This window comes from Mucilaginibacter sp. P4_G9 (assembly GCF_056400985.1).
Genome location: NZ_JBFUKF010000921.1, coordinates 1 through 657, shown reverse-complemented (window position 1 = coordinate 657; position 657 = coordinate 1). Strand labels below are relative to the sequence as shown.

Here is a 657-nt window from a genome sequence, read left to right as displayed (position 1 = left end):
GGTATTTGGTATGCCTAATATTAGCTATAGATTTATATGATATCTGCAAGTAAAATTAATCTCACTTCTTATTTTTTTATATGAAAGCTTTTAAATATTTTCTCATTATTAAAAGAAAATATTATAAAATTATTAATTCTTATAATTTGAAAATTAATAATGCAATATTTCAAAAAATCAATATAAATGGAATTATTTATATTGAAAATAATGGGGGGGAACTAAAGATAGGGAAAAACTTTTCTGCAAATTCCGGCATACATGCAAACCCTATTGGCGGGGATAGTTTACTTAGATTTATTGTATATAAAAAGGATGCCCAACTGTTAATAGGTGAAAATGTAGGCATTTCAAATTCAACATTCATTTGTTGGAATAAAATTGAAATCGGTAATAATGTTGTAATAGGAGGAGGGTGCAAATTTTGGGATACAAATTTTCATTCTTTGGATCCAATAATTAGGACGAGTGGTTCAGATACTGATATTAAAACAAGCCCAATTAAAATAGGTGACAATGTGTTTATTGGTGGTGGTGTTATAGTTTTAAAAGGAGTTGAAATAGGAGAAAATTCAATTATTGCAGCCGGTAGTGTTGTGCATAAAAGTATTCCTGCAAATGTAATTGCGGGTGGAAATCCTTGCAACGTTATTAAAA

General features: G+C 28.6%; 1 protein-coding gene. It reads left to right on the top strand.

The features are described from left to right. Positions 1–80: 80 nt before the first annotated feature. Positions 81–657: DapH/DapD/GlmU-related protein (locus tag AC1DPZ_RS28570; protein WP_477409908.1), on the top strand; the 577-nt coding region annotated here is incomplete at its 3' end.